Origin of the sequence: Jannaschia sp. W003, assembly GCF_025144335.1 — a bacterium.
Classification (GTDB): domain Bacteria; phylum Pseudomonadota; class Alphaproteobacteria; order Rhodobacterales; family Rhodobacteraceae; genus Jannaschia.
On sequence record NZ_CP083539.1, the window covers coordinates 3,153,902 to 3,168,673 of the forward strand.

16 protein-coding genes are annotated in these 14,772 nt (G+C 73.7%); 5 read left to right on the forward strand and 11 right to left on the reverse strand.

Going from position 1 to position 14,772, the window contains the following annotated elements:
• Nucleotides 1-122: 122 nt before the first annotated feature.
• The gene (locus tag K3554_RS15635) at nt 123-653 is read right to left on the reverse strand and encodes a cytochrome c family protein (protein WP_259941937.1); all 531 of its coding nucleotides are present in this window, start codon (nt 651-653) and stop codon (nt 123-125) included.
• A gap of 104 nt (nt 654-757) precedes the next feature.
• Here K3554_RS15635 and K3554_RS15640 point away from each other — a divergent pair, with 104 nt between their 5' ends.
• Nucleotides 758-1,639: a prephenate dehydratase gene (locus K3554_RS15640; RefSeq protein WP_259941940.1), complete on the forward strand. Its 882-nt coding sequence runs from the start codon at nt 758-760 to the stop codon at nt 1,637-1,639.
• Between the two features lie 18 nt (nt 1,640-1,657).
• Here the strand turns inward: K3554_RS15640 and K3554_RS15645 are convergent, their stop codons facing one another.
• Both K3554_RS15645 and K3554_RS15650 read right to left on the reverse strand, forming a co-directional pair.
• Nucleotides 1,658-2,407: an EcsC family protein gene (locus K3554_RS15645; protein WP_259941942.1), complete on the reverse strand. Its 750-nt coding sequence runs from the start codon at nt 2,405-2,407 to the stop codon at nt 1,658-1,660.
• Nucleotides 2,404-2,913, reverse strand: a complete 510-nt coding sequence (locus K3554_RS15650; RefSeq protein ID WP_259941943.1) for a GNAT family N-acetyltransferase — start codon at nt 2,911-2,913, stop codon at nt 2,404-2,406. The genes K3554_RS15645 and K3554_RS15650 overlap by 4 nt, the downstream gene beginning before the upstream one ends.
• A 96-nt stretch (nt 2,914-3,009) precedes the next feature.
• On the opposite strand from K3554_RS15650, the gene K3554_RS15655 reads away from it, so the two are divergent.
• Nucleotides 3,010-3,612, forward strand: coding sequence for a flavin reductase family protein (locus tag K3554_RS15655; protein ID WP_259941945.1), 603 nt, complete (start codon nt 3,010-3,012; stop codon nt 3,610-3,612).
• A gap of 380 nt (nt 3,613-3,992) precedes the next feature.
• On the opposite strand, the gene K3554_RS15660 is transcribed toward K3554_RS15655, so the two are convergent.
• Nucleotides 3,993-4,265, reverse strand: coding sequence for a peptidase (locus K3554_RS15660; protein ID WP_259941947.1), 273 nt, complete (start codon nt 4,263-4,265; stop codon nt 3,993-3,995).
• Between the two features lie 114 nt (nt 4,266-4,379).
• On the reverse strand, nt 4,380-5,975 hold the full coding sequence (locus K3554_RS15665; protein WP_259941949.1) for a SulP family inorganic anion transporter: 1,596 nt from the start codon (nt 5,973-5,975) through the stop codon (nt 4,380-4,382).
• Nucleotides 5,976-6,159: 184 nt separating this feature from the next.
• Here K3554_RS15665 and K3554_RS15670 point away from each other — a divergent pair, with 184 nt between their 5' ends.
• The 3 genes from K3554_RS15670 to K3554_RS15680 all read left to right on the forward strand — a co-directional run bounded on the left by K3554_RS15670 (nt 6,160) and on the right by K3554_RS15680 (nt 8,282).
• Nucleotides 6,160-7,026 carry an S-methyl-5'-thioadenosine phosphorylase gene (locus tag K3554_RS15670; protein WP_259941951.1) on the forward strand — a complete coding sequence of 289 codons (867 nt, stop codon included), beginning with the start codon at nt 6,160-6,162 and terminating at the stop codon, nt 7,024-7,026.
• The gene (locus tag K3554_RS15675; RefSeq protein WP_259941953.1) at nt 7,023-7,676 is read left to right on the forward strand and encodes a hypothetical protein; all 654 of its coding nucleotides are present in this window, start codon (nt 7,023-7,025) and stop codon (nt 7,674-7,676) included. The genes K3554_RS15670 and K3554_RS15675 overlap by 4 nt, the downstream gene beginning before the upstream one ends.
• Nucleotides 7,677-7,745: 69 nt before the next feature.
• The gene (locus tag K3554_RS15680; RefSeq protein WP_259941956.1) at nt 7,746-8,282 is read left to right on the forward strand and encodes an adenine phosphoribosyltransferase; all 537 of its coding nucleotides are present in this window, start codon (nt 7,746-7,748) and stop codon (nt 8,280-8,282) included.
• 273 nt (nt 8,283-8,555) lie between these two features.
• Here K3554_RS15680 and K3554_RS15685 read toward each other — a convergent pair whose 3' ends face one another.
• From K3554_RS15685 to K3554_RS15710, 6 genes are read right to left on the reverse strand one after another with little or no spacing between them, the layout of a single operon-like run.
• On the reverse strand, nt 8,556-9,959 hold the full coding sequence (locus K3554_RS15685; protein ID WP_259941958.1) for an FAD-binding oxidoreductase: 1,404 nt from the start codon (nt 9,957-9,959) through the stop codon (nt 8,556-8,558).
• Nucleotides 9,956-10,783, reverse strand: coding sequence for an MBL fold metallo-hydrolase (locus tag K3554_RS15690; RefSeq protein WP_259941959.1), 828 nt, complete (start codon nt 10,781-10,783; stop codon nt 9,956-9,958). The genes K3554_RS15685 and K3554_RS15690 overlap by 4 nt, the downstream gene beginning before the upstream one ends.
• A gap of 53 nt (nt 10,784-10,836) precedes the next feature.
• Complete coding sequence (locus tag K3554_RS15695) at nt 10,837-11,421, reverse strand: GNAT family N-acetyltransferase (RefSeq protein WP_259941961.1); 585 nt, start codon at nt 11,419-11,421, stop codon at nt 10,837-10,839.
• Nucleotides 11,421-12,680 carry a pitrilysin family protein gene (locus tag K3554_RS15700; protein ID WP_259941963.1) on the reverse strand — a complete coding sequence of 420 codons (1,260 nt, stop codon included), beginning with the start codon at nt 12,678-12,680 and terminating at the stop codon, nt 11,421-11,423. The genes K3554_RS15695 and K3554_RS15700 overlap by 1 nt, the downstream gene beginning before the upstream one ends.
• Nucleotides 12,677-14,071: a threonine synthase gene (gene thrC, locus K3554_RS15705; protein ID WP_259941965.1), complete on the reverse strand. Its 1,395-nt coding sequence runs from the start codon at nt 14,069-14,071 to the stop codon at nt 12,677-12,679. Before thrC ends, K3554_RS15700 begins: the two co-directional genes overlap by 4 nt.
• An 8-nt stretch (nt 14,072-14,079) precedes the next feature.
• Complete coding sequence (locus K3554_RS15710) at nt 14,080-14,745, reverse strand: SURF1 family protein (RefSeq protein WP_259941967.1); 666 nt, start codon at nt 14,743-14,745, stop codon at nt 14,080-14,082.
• Nucleotides 14,746-14,772: the final 27 nt, after the last annotated feature.

Consider the following 14,772-nt stretch of genomic DNA (forward strand, 5'->3'; position numbering starts at 1 on the left):
GCGCTCCGCAAGGGGCGCCGCCCGTGTCCCGCCCCATCTAGCGCCGCTGTGATCGGAGGCGAGCATGCGAAGGGCCGCCCCTCGCGGTGGCGGCCCCGGTATCCATCCCCGTGCCGGCGGCGTCAGCCGCCCTGGGTGGCGAGGTAGGCGATGATGTTGGCGCGGTCCTCGACGTCGCTCATGCCGCGGTAGGCCATCTTGGTGCCGGGCGCGTATTCCTTGGGGTTCAGCAGGAAGGCCTGAAGCTCCTCGGGAGTCCAGGCGGCGTCCTTGCCGGCCAGCGCGTCGGAGTAGCTGTAGCCTGCGGCCGAGGCGATGGGACGGCCCACCACGCCGTGCAGGTAGGGGCCGGTGGCGTTGGCGCCGTCCTCCAGCTTGTGGCACGAGCCGCACTGGCGCCAGAGCTTCTCGCCCTCGGAGGCCGAGGCGTTCACGAACACCTCCTCGAAGGGCACCTCGGGCTCGGCCGAGGCGGCGTCGCCGCCCGTGCCGGCCTCGGCGACCTCGATGCGGTAGCCCATGGCCACCTCCTCGTCGCCGTGCGCCTCCGTGCCCACGTGGTACAGCTCCTCGGCGGCCCAGCCCCCGAGCAGGAACACCAGGAGCGCGCCGCACAGCGCGCCGCCAGCCTTCGTGAGCGTCATGGTGTCCATGGGGGCGTTCCTTCGTGCCTTCGCGTCCGGCCCGCATCTATGGGCTTTCGCCCCCCCGGCGCAAGGGATAGGTCACGCGACCAAATGCAGCACGCGAGGCGCCGATGGCCGACCGCATCGCCTTCCAGGGCGCGCTCGGCGCCTACAGCCACGAGGCCTGCGCCGAGGCCCGCCCGGACTTCGATCCCCTGCCCTGCGACACCTTCGAGGACGTGGTGGCCGCCGTGCGCGAGGGCCGTGCCGCGCTCGCCATGCTGCCCGTGGAGAACTCCACCTACGGGCGCGTGGCCGACATCCACCGCCTCCTGCCCGAATCCGGCCTCCACATCGTGGGCGAGGCGTTCCTGCGGGTGCGGATCGCGCTGATGGGCCTGCCCGGCGCGCGGCTCGAGGACATTGCCCGCGTGCGCGCCCATCTCGTGCTGATCCCCCAGGCCCGCGCCTTCCTCCATGCCCGCGGCATCCGCGCCGAAGCCGCCGCCGACAGCGCCGGCGCCGCCGCCGAGCTGCTCGCGCGCGGCGACCCCGCGGAGGGCGTGCTCGCCTCGCGGCTGGCCGCCGAGACCCACGGGCTCCAGGTGCTGGCCGAGGACATCGAGGACCACGGCCACAACACCACCCGCTTCCTCGTGATGGCCCCCGCGCCGGCGGCGCCCGAGGCCGGCGCGGGCCCCGTGAAGACCACCTTCGTGTTCCGCGTCCGCAACATCCCCGCGGCGCTCTACAAGGCGATGGGGGGCTTCGCGACCAACGGCGTGAACATGACCAAGCTGGAAAGCTACATGATCGACGGCTCGTTCCAGGCCACGCAGTTCTACGCCGACATCGAGGGCCACCCGGCGGACCCGCCCGTGGCCCGCGCCCTCGAGGAGCTGGGCTACTTCACCGACCACCTTGCGGTCCTAGGAGTCTACCCCGCCGATCCCGACCACTTCGACGGCGGCCACGCGCGCGAGCGCGCCGGGCGCGAGGCGCCGCGCCCCTGAGGCCGCCCGCGTGCGCCGTCAGGCGGCCAGCTTCGCCTTCATCTGCAGCGCCAGGCTCTCGACGCTCTCGCCGGTCTGCTCGGCGAGGCGCATCAGCCCGAACTGCACCCGCGCCATGTCCTGGTAGTAGGCCGTGAACACGTAGTTGATGGCCGCCCCCGCCGCGGCGCCGATCACGGGCACCATCTGCGCGGCGACCTTCTGGCCCAAGGGTATGGCCAGGCGCGGCGCGACCTTGGCGATCAGCCCCTGCATGGTCGAGCCGGTGATCGTCAGGCGCATGGTGAGGAAGCTGAGGTCGGTGTCGTCGTCGTCGTCGAGGGGGCCCGCGGCGGCGAACACGCGCAGGCAGGCGGCGCGCACTTCGGGCTTCTCGGGGTCGAACCCGTGCTCGTCGGCGATGGCCTGGATCGCCCGCAGGATCACGGTGGTGGTCACGGGCAGCTCCGCCAGCGCCGTGCCCAGCCCGCCGAAGCCGCCCGCCGCGCCTGTCCCGAGCGTGACGGCCCGCGTCAGCCAGTCCGACCCGTCGGGAATCCGGCCGCCGCGCGAGCGCTTGGCGGCGTCGAAGCCGTACTCCAGCGCCGACACGGTGGCCTTCTCCAGCCGCTCGCGCACGCCGCCGGGCAGCATGTGCAGCAGGCCCTCGGCCTGGGCGCCCACGAGCCCCAGCACCTGGAACCCGGCCCCTTGGGCGTTCTTGGTCACGGCCGCGAGGCGGGCCAGCTCCTCGTCCCGGTCGAGCGGGGGAAACACGGTCTGGGTCATGCCGACGACATGGCCCCTCCCCCCTCCCCCTGCAAGGGCGCCGCGCGCTCGACCTCGCCCGCGACCCCCGCCCAGTCCCACAGCCCCAGCACCCGGTCGGGGTTGGTGGGCGGCGGCATCGCCACGCCGCCCAGCCGCCGGAACCCGAAGCGGCGGTAGAACGGCTCGTCGCCCACCAGGAGCACCCGCTCCACCCCCGAGGCGGCGGCCCGGTCCAGCCCCGTGCCGATCAGCAGCGCCCCCACCCCCTCGCCCTGGCGCGTGGGGTGCACGGCCACGGGGCCGAGCAGCATCGCGTCCCAGACCCCCACGCGCACGGGCCAGAACCGGATCGCCCCCGACACCTCGCCCGCCCGCCCCCGCGCCACGAGGCACAGGCCCCCGGCGGGCGGCACCCCGTCGCGCAGGCGGTAGGACGACAGCGCCACGCGCCCCGGCCCGAAGCAGGTGTCGAGCAGGGCCTCCACCTCCGGGCCGTCGGCCGCGGTCTCGCTCTCGATCCTCATGGGGCGCGGACATGGCGCCCCTGCGGGCGGGGCGCAAGGCTGGCCACCGGGCCGGCGCGCCGCTACGTCCCGGGCGGACCTACGAGGAGCCCCGCGATGTTCTACCGCCCCGAGGACGGCCACGGCCTGCCCCACAACCCCTTCGGCGCCATCGTCGCGCCCCGCCCCATCGGCTGGATCTCGACGCGGGGGGCGCAGGGCGACAACCTCGCCCCCTACTCGTTCTTCAACGCGGTGGCTTACGTGCCGCCGCAGGTGATGTTCGCCTCCACCTCCGCCAAGGACGACCGGGATGGCACCAAGGACAGCGTGGCGCAGATCCGCGAGACCGGGGTCTTCTGCGTGAACATCGTGGCGTCGGCGGCGCGCGACGTGATGAACGCCTCGTCGGGCGCGCACCCGGCGGGCGTCGACGAGTTCGAGGTCTCGGGCGCGCTCAAGGCCGAATGCGAGACCATCGACTGCCCCCGCGTGGGCGACGCCCCCGCCTCGCTGGAGTGCAAGCTCACCCGCATCGTGGAGCTTCCGGGCGCGGCCAACTTCCTCGTGCTGGGCGAGGTCACGGGCGTGCACATGCGCGACGACTGCCTGCGCGAGGGCCGCTTCGACGTGGAGACCTTCCGCCCCCTCTCGCGCCTCGGCTACCGCGACTACGCGGTGGTGGAGAACGTGTTCACGCTGAAGCGGCCGGGGGAGTGAGCGCCGGTCCGGCCACAGGCCGGACGGGTCGGTGAGGCGGATCGAGGACGAATCCCGGTGGGCTTCGGCCCCGCCGAACGGGGATCGACCCGAGGCGCGAACGTCCGAGCGTAAGCGAGGGCGCCGTCCCCGTGAAGTCCGCCACGCCCCGGACTTGATCCGGGGCCTCCGCCCGCCGCTGGCGCCGCACTCCGCAACGAAGACGCCACCGCCCCCGGCCACGCCCCGGCCTCGCGCCGGGGCCTCCGCCCACCACGAGCACCTCGCTCCGTAATCGCAGCGCCGACGTCCCCCCGAGGCCCCGGCGCAAGGCCGGGGCGTGCCTAGCTTGGCACCTTACATTCGAAGCGGTGCCAAGCCGGAGCGGCCGCCGCGTCCCCCTACCCCACCACCGCCCAACGCGTCAGCCCGTAGACGTAGAGCGCCGTGAAGATCACGTTGATCCACTTAAGCTGCCGCTCGCCGTGCAGCCAGCCGCAGGCGATCCAGATCACGCAGAACGGCAGGCCGAACACCATCGGCCAGGGCTGCCAGTCCTGCACGATGGCGACCGTGCTTGTCAGGCCCAGCAGCAGGGCGATCCACTTCAGGGTCTGCTCGTGCGCGGCGAGCCACGCCTCGAACGGACCCGGCGAACGACGCGACGCCTCCATGGCGATACGGCTCCTCCGGACGGTCGGCGATGGGAAAGGGGCGGCGGATCATCTCTGCCATCCGCCGCCCCGATCCATGCGCCCGAAGCGCCCGCCGATCAAGCCCCGGCGAGGTCAGTGCCCGCCCAGGATCCCCGTCCGCACGTTGTAGTTGGCCGCGATCGCGTAGTCGGGGTCGTCGTCGCTGTCGATCATCAGGTGCCCCGCGCGCTGGAGCAGGCGGTGGCAGTCGCGGCTCAGGTGGCGCAGCTGCAGCTCCTTGCCGCGCTCCTCGTACTTGGCCGCCACCGCCTCGATGGCCTGGAGCGCGGACTGGTCGGCCACCCGGCTCTCGGCGAAGTCCACGACCACCGTGTCCGGGTCCGCATCCGGGTCGAACATCTCGGCGAAGCCCGCGGCCGAGCCGAAGAACAGCGGCCCGCGCACCCGGTAGGTCCGCACGCCGCCCGCGTCCGAGGTGGTGGCCGAGATGCGCGTCGCGTTCTGCCACGCATAGGCCAGCGCGCTCACGATCACGCCCACGATCACCGCGATGGCGAGGTCGGTCGCCACGGTCACGACCGTGACCAGCACGATCACCACCGCGTCGGTGCGCGGCACCCGCGCCAGGATCTTCAGCGAGTTCCAGGCGAAGGTCCCGATCACCACCATGAACATCACGCCCACGAGCGCGGCGAGCGGGATGCGCTCGATCAGAGGGGATGCGGCGACGATGAACAGCAGGAGGAACAGCGCCGCCGAGACGCCCGAGATGCGCGTGCGCCCGCCCGACTTCACGTTGATCATCGACTGGCCGATCATGGCGCAGCCGCCCATGCCGCCGAAGAAGCCGGTGACCGTGTTCGCCGCTCCTTGGGCGATGCACTCCTGGGAGGCGCCGCCGCGCTGGCCGGTGATCTCTCCCACGAGATTCAGGGTCAGCAGCGACTCGATCAGGCCGATGGCGGCGAGGATGAGGGCGTAAGGCAGGATGATCTCCAGCGTCTCCCAGGTCAGGGGCACGCTCGGCACGTGGAACGCCGGCAGACCGCCCTGCACGGAGGCCAGGTCGCCCACGGTGGGCGTGTCGAGGCCGGCGGCGATCACGATCACGGCCGTCACCAGGATGCCCGCCAGCGGCGCGGGGACGACGTTGGTGATCCGCGGCAGGCCCCAGATCACGGCCATGGTCACGCCCACCAGCGCCAGCATCAGCGCGATGTCCCCCAGGGGCAGCCACGCCCCCGTGCCGTCCCGGAACTGGGTGAGCTGGGCCAGGAAGATCACGATGGCCAGCCCGTTCACGAAGCCCAGCATGACGGGGTGCGGCACGAGCCGGATGAACTTGCCCCAGCGCATGGCGCCGAAGATCAACTGGAAGATCCCCATCAGCACCACGGCGGCGAAGAGGTACTCCACCCCGTGCTGCGCCACGAGGCTCACCATCACGACGGCCAGTGCGCCCGTGGCGCCCGAGATCATGCCCGGCCGCCCGCCGATCAGCGCGGTCACCATACCGACGATGAACGCCGCATAGAGGCCCACCAGCGGGTCCACCCCGGCCACGAAGGCGAAGGCCACCGCCTCGGGCACGAGGGCGAGCGCGACCGTGAGGCCGGCCAACACCTCGACCCGCATGCGCGAGGGGGTGAGCGGATCGGTCGGGGCGACGCGCAGGTCGGGCGAGCCGATGCGGTCGCCCAGCCGCGCGAGGAGCGTGGGGGTTGTCATGGCGGGTCTCTCGGGATGGTCGGTCGGGGGCGCGCCTATCAGCCGGGGGCCGGGATGGGAAGCGCCGGGGGCCGGGGGGGCGGTGCCCTTCGGTATGCACGGGGGGTGCACGGGGGGTGTACGGGGGGCGCCCCCCGGATTCGGGGCGTTGACGCGCCCCCGCCCCATCCGCTCTATCGCGCCCATGGGGAATGCGGACGGGCCCGTGCTCGGCATCATCGGCGGATCGGGACTGGGGTCCATGCCCGGCCTCCGCGGCACGTGGCGCGAGGTCGGGACCCCGTGGGGCGCGCCCTCGGACGCGGTGCTCGACGGCACCCTCGCGGGCCGGCGCGTGCTGTTCCTCGCCCGCCACGGACGCGGCCACGTGCACACGCCCGCCTCGGTGCCGCGGCGCGCGAATCTCTGCGCGCTCAAGGACTTGGGCGCGACCCACGTGGTCTCGGTCTCGGCCGTGGGGAGTTTGCGCGAGGCGATGGCGCCGGGCGACGTGGTGGTGGTGGACCAGTTCATCGACCGCACCGAGGGCCGCGCCCGCTCCTTCTTCGGCCCCGGCCTCGTGGCCCACGTGGGCGCCGCCGACCCGGTCTGCGCAGGGCTGTCGGTCACCTGCGCCACTGCTGCCCGCGACGCCGGCGCGCGCGTCCACGAGGGCGGCAGCTACGTCGCCATCGAAGGCCCCCAGTTCGCCACCCGAGCCGAGAGCACGCTGCACCGCGGCATGGGCGCCGACGTGGTCGGGATGACCGCGATGCCCGAGGCCCTGCTCGCCCGCGAAGCGGAGCTGCACTATGCCGTGCTGGCCACCGTGACCGACTACGACAGCTGGCGCCCCGGGCACGCGGCGGTGGACGTGGCCGAGGTGCTGGACACGCTCCGCCGCACCCGCGCCGCGGCGCAGCGGACCGTCGCCCTCCTGGCCGAGCGGCTGGACGGCGCCTGCGGCACCGGCTGCGCCACGGCGCTCGACGGCGCCGTCATGACCGCGCCCGACCGCCGCGACCCCGCGATGGTGGAGCGCCTGCGCCCCGTGGCGGGCCGCGTCCTGTGACGCGCGCCCTCCTCCTCGCCGCGCTCCTTCCCGCCTCTGCCGTGGCGCAGGAGTTCGTGCCCTTCCGCGCCGTGCCGGACGACGAGGCGTTCTACCGCGCGGTCGCCTGCGCCGCGCCGCCCGGGGGCGAGTGCGCCAAGCCCTTCCTCCACTGGCCCGAGGCGCGGCGCGCGCCGCTGCGCGTCGGCCTCGTCTCGGTCACGCCGATCCTGCGCGGCCCGGACCAGCGGCGCTTCGACGAAGGCCTCGATGCGGCGATCGCGCAGATCAACGGCGCCGGCGCGGGCCTGCGGCTCCTGCGCGACGACGTGGCGCCGGACGTGGCGATCCACGTGGTGCCCACGCCGCCCGACACGGTGATGGAGGGCATCGGCGTGCCCGGCCTCGACGGCGAACTGCTGCAGCTCGGGCGCGTGGCGCTGGCCTCGCGGGGCGGCGAGATCCAGCGCGGCCTCATCGCCATCTCGGCCCACGCCCCGCCCCCGGAGGTGGCGCCCGTGCTGCTCGAGGAGGTGCTGCAGGCCACGGGGCTGATGACCGACGTGCGCGGCCCCGGCCTCGGGCGGAGCGTGTTCTCCGAGGACGCCAACGCCGCCGAGGCCCTGTCGGAGCGCGACCGCATGGCGCTGCGGCGTCACTACCCCGGCTGAGCCCGCGCGCCGCCGGTTGCACCCCCGTCCCGCTCGCCGCTAGGGAGGGAGGCCGATCCGGGGGATGCGATGCAGAAGAAGACCGTGCGCGACTACATCCGCACCATTCCGGACTTCCCCCACGCGGGCATCCTGTTCCGCGACGTGACCACGCTGTTCGCCGACCCGCGCGGCATGCGGCTCGCGGTGGACCAGATGCTCGACCCCTTCGCGGGGCGCACCATCGACGCGGTGGCGGGGCTGGAGGCGCGGGGCTTCATCCTCGGCGGCGCCATCGCCCACCAGCTCGGCACCGGCTTCGTGCCGCTGCGCAAGAAGGGCAAGCTGCCGGGGCCCACGTACCAGCAGGACTACGCGCTGGAATACGGCCAGGCCACCCTGGAGGTGCACCGCGACGCGCTGGAGCCGGGCACGCGTGTCCTGATGGTGGACGACCTGCTGGCCACGGGCGGCACCGCCGAGGCGGGCATCGCCCTCCTGCGCCGCCTGGGCGCGGAGGTCGTCGCCTCGGCCTTCGTGATCGACCTGCCGGAGCTGGGCGGACGGGCCCGGCTGGAGGCGGCCGGGATGCCCGTGCACGCCCTGTGCGAATTCGAGGGCGCCTGACGGTTTCCGCCTCCGCGGTAACGCATCCTTAACGATTGCCCGGCTACAGCTCGGACGTGGCGATCGCAGAAGTCACACAATCCCCCAGCGCCCCGCCTCCCCCCGGCGGGGCGCACTTCGTTCGGGGAGGGGCCACGCCGCGCGGCTTCGCCGCGGGGCCGAAGCGTGCTAGGGTGCGGATGGTCGTCGCGGGCGCATGCAAGGGTCCGGGTCGATCGCCGCTGCGCGGCGGCGCGGGCCGCCACCACGCGGGGGGCCGCGCCGTTCGCCGCGTCAGAGGCGCCGCAGCACCGCGCCGGGGTTCATGATCCCCGCCGGGTCGAGCGCGCGCTTGATCGCCCGCATCGCCGCCAGCCGCGCCGGGTCGCCGTAGCGCTCCAGGTCGCCCACCTTCAGGCGCCCCACACCGTGCTCGGCGCTGACCGAGCCGCCCATCTCGTGCACGAGGTCGTGCACCGCGCGCTTGATCGCATCGCGGTCGCCCTCGTGATCGGCGCGGGAGCGCCCCTCGGCGGGAAACACGTTCCAGTGCAGGTTGCCGTCGCCCACATGGCCGAAGCAGTTCACGCGGAAATCCCCGATGGGGGCGATCCGCCCCGGACCTTCGGCGATGAAGCGCGGGATCGCGGCGATGGGCACCGCGATGTCGTGGCTCGACACCGCGCCGACCTTGCGGTTCGCCGCCGGAATGGACTCGCGCACGCGCCACATCTCGGCCCGCTGCGCCTCGGACTGGGCCACCGCGCCGTCGGTGACCAGCCCGGCCGCATGCCCGGCCTCGAACAGACCCTCCAGCGCCGCCTGCGGATCGCCCGACGCGCCCAGCCCGAGGTCCACCAGCACCGACCAGTCGGGCCGGCCCACGGGCAGGCGCACTTCGGGCATGTGCTCCGCGAGGAAGTCGAGGCCCTGGCGCCCGATCAGTTCGAACGCCGACACTCCCTCGCCGATTCGCTCGCGTGCGAGGTTCAGGAGGCCGAGCGCCGCATCCGGCGAGGGCACCACCATCATCGCCGCGCCCGCGCGCGCGGGCCGCGGCAGAAGCTTGAGCGTGGCGGCGGTGATGATGCCGAGCGTGCCTTCCGCCCCGATCAGCAGGTGCCGCAGATCGTAGCCGGTGTTGTTCTTTCGCAGCGGCGACAGCCCGTGCATGACCGATCCGTCGGGCAGCACCGCCTCGACACCGAGGCACAGGTCGCGCGCGTTGCCGTAGCGAAGCACGTTCACGCCGCCCGCGTTGGTGGCGAGCACGCCACCGATCCGGGCCGATCCCTGCGCCGCGATGGTCAGCGGGAACAGCCGGTCCACGCCCTCGGCGGCCTCCTGCGCGGCTTGGAGCACCACGCCCGCCTCCACGGTCATGGCGTTCTCGGTCGGGTCCACGGCGCGCACGCGGTCCATGCGCTCGAGCGAGAGGATCACCGGCTCCAGGTCGTCCGAGACCTGTCCGCCCACCAGCCCGGTGCCGCCACCGTAGGGGACGACGGGCACGCCTGCGTCGGCGCAGATCCGCACCGTCTCGGCGACCTCCGCGGTGCTGCCGGGGGCCACCACCACGCCGCCGCGCCCGGTCCAGCGGCCGCGCGATTCCTCGAGGTAGCGCGGCTCCGTCTCGCGCACGGCGCGCGCGGGGAGCGCCGCGCGGAGGCGCGCCTCGATGGCGGAGGCCGGGGTCACTGCGCGCTCGGGTAGCGGGGGGAGAGGACGAGGATCGTGGGGCGCTGGGGCAGCGTGCGCAGCGAGACCTCCGCGAAGGGCTCGGCGCGGCGCTCCACCGCGAAGGCGCCCTCGGCCGCCATCGCGTCGAGGAAGCGCCCGAGCGTGGCCTCGCCGAACCAGTGCATCGGCAGCACCAGCGAGGACTGAAGGCGCCCCAGCACCCGCGCGAGCGTCGCGTGGGGCAGCGTCAGGCCGCCGTCCACGGGCGCCATCACCACGTCGAGCCGGCCGAGGGCTGCGTACTGCTCGGGGGTCGGCTCGTGGTGGAGATGGCCGAGATGGCCGATGCACAGGCCCGCGACCTCGAACACGAAGATGCTGTTGCCGCTCCGCTCGCCGCCCCGGCCCGGGCGCAGGTCGGTGGAGACCGAGCGCACCAGCATCTCGCCTAGGTCGAGGTAGTGATCCGCGGGCGTGCCGGGACGGTCCTCGGACCAGCCCCGCAGCACGTGGGCGATGCCCTCGCCCGGGTCGGGCGTCCAGTGCGAGATGTGGCCGCGGTTCATGGTGGCCACGTCCGGCACGATCCCGACGCCCGCGAAGCCGTTGTAGTCGGTCACCGCGCGCAGCCCGCCCTCGGTCTCCAGGAGGAACATGGAGTGGTCGACGTAGTTCAGGCGCACCGAGTTCCGCTCCAGCGGCGCCCCGAAGGCGGCTCGCCAGACCAGCCCCGGCGCGGCGTCGGCCACGGCGATGCAGTGGCTGGGACGCCGCTCCTGCGCGCCCGCGGGCAGTGCGAGCGTGGCGGCGGCGGCGAGCATGGCGGCAAGCGTTCGGATCATGGCGGAACCCTCCGCCCGGAGAGCTAGGGCGGGATGCGGGCGCGGCACCCCCCCTAGCCGACCTCGGTGCGGCCCCGGCGGTCGGAGCGCAGGCTGGCGTAGAGCACGTGGTTGCGCCAGCGGCCGTCGATCTGCAGGTAGCTCTGCGCCACGCCCTCGTATTTGAACCCGCAGCGCTCCAGGAGCCCGCGGCTGGCGGCGTTCTCCTCGAGGCAGGCGGCCTCGAGGCGGCTGAGGTCGAGGCGGCGGAAGGCGTGGTGGACCAGCGCGTCGATGGCCTCGCGCATGTAGCCCTGCCGGGCGTGGGGCTGGCCGATCCAGTAGCCCAGCGTGCCCGACTGCGCCGGCCCGCGCCGCACGTTGTCGAGGGTGATCGCGCCCAGGAGCGCGCCGTCCTCGCGGCGCTGGAGGAACAGCGCCAGCGCGGTGCCCCCGGACTGGCTGCGCTGCGCCCAGTAGACGCGGTTGGTGAAGGCGCGGCGGCTCAGGTGGTCGTGGGCCCAGGACGGCTCCCATGGCTGCAGGAACCGGGCCGAGCCCTCGCGCAGCGCGACCCAGGCGCGGTAGTCCCCGTGCTGGGGCAGCCGCAGGGTCATGCGGTCGGTCTCGATGCGGGGACGGCGCAGGCGCGAGAACATCAGGCGACGAGCCGCTCCCGCAGGCGAGCCGCCTCGGGCGCGGCCTCCACGGGGCCGTAGAGCGCGAGCGCAGGCTCGGTGCCCACCAGCGCCTCGGCATGGGCGCGCAGGGCGGCGGCGTCCACGGCGTCGATGCGCTCTACGGTCTCCGAAAGCGGGATCACCCGGTCCCAGATGGCGACCACGCGGGCGAGGCGCTCGGCGCGCGAGGACGGGGATTCGAGGCCCATCAGCAGGCCCGACTTCATCTGCGCCCGGGCGCGCGCCACCTCGGCCTCGGTCATGTCCTCGGCGGAGCGCTTCAGCTCGTCGACGCACAGCTCGGCCAGTGCGCCCACGTCCTCGGCGCCGGTGCCGGCATAGACCGTCAGCATCCCAGTGTCGGCATAGGCGCTGACGGAGGCGAAGATGGTGTAGCACAGGCCGCGCTTCTCGCGGGCCTCCTGGAACAGGCGGCTCGACATGCCGCCCCCCATGGCGCCGGCATAGACCTGGGCGGCGTGGATCGCGTCGTCCCGGTAGCCCGGCTGGGGCAGCGCGAAGGCGAGGTGGGCCTGCTCGAGGTCCTTGCGGGTGCGGTGCTCGCCGCCGCGCCACTCGGCGGGATCGGCGGCCGAGGGGGCGGAGGGTGGCAGATGTCCGAACAGCCGCTCGGCCAGGCGCACGATCTCGTCGTGGTCCACGGCGCCCGCGGCCGAGAGGATCAGCGAGCCCGCGCCGTAGTGCTCGGCGGTGAAGCGCTGGAAGTCGCCCCGCCCGAAGGTCCCCACCCGCTCGGCGGGGCCGAGGATGGTGCGGCCCATGGCCTGCCGCGGATAGGCGGCCTCCTGCAGCCAGTCGAAGATGATGTCGTCGGGGGTGTCCAGCGCCTGCCCGATCTCCTGCAGGATCACGCCGCGCTCGATCTCGATCTCGGCGGGATCGAAGGTGGGGTTCAGAACGATGTCCGAGATCAGGTCCACGGCCAGCGGCACGTCGGCGGCCAGCACGCGGGCGTAGTAGGCGGTGACCTCGCGCGAGGTGTAGGCGTTGATGTAGCCGCCCACGTCCTCGATCTCCTCGGCGATGCGCAGGGCCGAGCGGCGCGCGGTGCCCTTGAAGGCCATGTGCTCGAGGAAGTGGGCGATGCCGTTCTGCTCGGGCCGCTCGTGGCGGCCGCCCGCGTTGACCCATACGCCGACGGCGGCCGACTCGAGGCCCGGCATGCGCTCGGTCACGATGCGCATGCCGTTGGCAAGGCGGTGGAGCTGCGCGCTCATGCGGCCTGCGCCTCGCGGCTGCGGTCGATCAGCGCCTCCACGGCGGCGAGGTCGTTTGCGATGCGCTCGGTGCGCTCGGGGCGGTCCATGAGGTCGGCCATGCGGGGGGGCAGCGCGGGGCGCACCCCCGTCGCGGCCTCCACGGCGTCCGGGAACTTGGCGGGATGCGCGGTGGCGAGGGTCACCATGGGCGTGGTTCCCAGATGCTGCTCGGCCACGAAGGCGCCCACCGCCGAATGGGGGCACAGCGTCTCGCCGGTGCGCCGGGCGAAGGCGCGGATCGTGGCGGTGGTCTCCGCCTCCGAGGCGCGGCCCGAGGCGTAGGTCTCCTGCAACGCCTGCAATGCCCCTTGCGAGACGGTGAAGCCGCCCGAGGCCAGCTCCTCCATCAGCTGGCGGACTGCGGCGCCGTCGCCGCCGTAGGCGAGGTGGAGCGCGCGCTCGAAGTTGGATGACACCTGGATGTCCATCGACGGCGAGATCGAAGGAAGGACCTCGCCGGTGCGGTATTCACCGGTGCGCAGGACGCGGTCGAGGATGTCGTTGTGGTTGGTGGCCACCACCAGCCGCTCGATCGGCAGGCCCATGCGCTTGGCGATGTGGCCGGCGAAGACGTCGCCGAAGTTGCCCGTGGGCACGGTGTAGCTGACGGGCCGGTGCGGGGCGCCGAGGGCGGTGGCGGCGGTGAAGTAGTAGACCACCTGCGCCAGCACGCGGGCGAAGTTGATGGAGTTCACGCCCGCCAGCCCCACCCGGTCGCGGAAGGCGAAGTCGTTGAACATCCCCTTCACCAGCGCCTGGCAGTCGTCGAAGTGCCCGTCCACGGCGACGGCGTGGACGTTGGCGGCATCGGGCGTGGTCATCTGCCGGCGCTGCACCTCGGAGACGCGGCCGTGGGGGTAGAGGATGAACACGTCCACCGCATTGAGCCCCGCGAAGGCCTCGATCGCGGCCGAGCCGGTGTCGCCCGAGGTGGCGCCGACGATCGTGACGCGCTCGCCCCGGCGCGCCAGCACGTGCTCGAACATGCGGCCGATGAGCTGCATGGCGAAGTCCTTGAAGGCCAGCGTCGGCCCGTGGAACAGCTCCAGCAGGAAGTGGTCGGGGCCGAGCTGCTTGAGCGGCGCACGGGCGTCGTGGCCGAAGCCCGCGTAGGCGGAGGTGACGAGGTCCGCGAAGGTCGCCTCGTCGAAGGCGTCCCCGACGAAGGGCATCATCACGCGGCGCGCGACCTCCTCGTAGGGCAGCCCCGCGAGGGCGGCGATGTCGGCATGCGAGAGGGTCGGCACGGTCTCGGGCACGTAGAGGCCGCCGTCCCGGGCGAGGCCGGAGAGCATCGTGTCCTCGAACGAAAGCACGGGGGCCTGCCCCCGGGTGGATACGTAGCGCATAGGGCCCCTCAAGCGGTCGGGCGGGTCATACGCCAGCCGAGGAACGCTGTCATCCCCGCCCAGACGAGGGCCAGGCCGAACCACTGCACGGCGTATCCGAGGTGGTTGTCGGGGATGCCGGCCGTCCCCACGGGGGCGGGCCGCACGGGGATGCCCGCGGGCGAGACGGTGCGGGCGACGACCATGACCGGCTCGGTGCCCAGGGCCGCCGCCATGGCGGGCACGTCGCGGCCGAACCACAGGTCGCCGTCCGGGTCCGGGATCGCGCCGCCCGATTCCGCAGGCCAGTCGAGGTTGCCGGTCACCAGGAGGCGCGCAGGGATCGGCTCGGTGCCCTCGGGCGAGACGCCGAGGTCCACGAGGATGCGGCGGCCGCCCGCCTCGGCCGGGGTCTCCAGCGGCACCACCACGCGGTGCCCCGCCCCGCCCCCGCGCCAGGTGCCGAAGACGCGCAGGCGCCCCTCGCCCACGGCGCCCTCGACGGTGACGGCGCGCAGGCGATCGGCCTCGGGGTCGGGCGCCTCGGGCAGCGCGGTGGGCGCGGCTTCGAGACGCGCCTCGATGTCGGCGATCACGCCCCGCTTCCACGCCATGCGGTCGAGTTGCCACAGCCCCAGCGCCACGAGCACGGCGCAGCCGCCGAGGCCGAACAGGACGAGGAAGAGAAAGCGCATGGGCGGGCCCTTCAAACGCGAAGCGGC